The following is a 233-nucleotide window of genomic DNA, read 5'->3' as shown; positions in this document are numbered from 1 at the left end:
GAGACCCCCAAGGGGAAGCGAAGACCCTATAGAGCTTTACTGCAGGCTGTCGCTGAGACGTGGTCGCCGATGTGCAGCATAGGTAGGAGTCATTACACAGGTACCCGCGCTAGCGGGCCACCGAGACAACATTGAAATACTACCCGTCGGTGACTGCGACTCTCACTCCGGGAGGAGTACACCGGTAGCCGGGCAGTTTGACTGGGGCGGTACGCGCCTGAAAAGATATCGGG

The 233-nt window shown here is 58.8% G+C and carries 1 rRNA gene; it reads left to right on the top strand.

From position 1 onward, the window contains the following. A 23S ribosomal RNA gene (locus tag C461_RS15925) occupies positions 1-233 on the top strand; the annotation flags it as partial.

This window comes from Halorubrum aidingense JCM 13560 (assembly GCF_000336995.1).
GTDB classification, from domain to species: domain Archaea; phylum Halobacteriota; class Halobacteria; order Halobacteriales; family Haloferacaceae; genus Halorubrum; species Halorubrum aidingense.
Note: the sequence above shows the minus strand (reverse complement) of the source record. Positions and strands in the feature narration are given on the sequence as shown.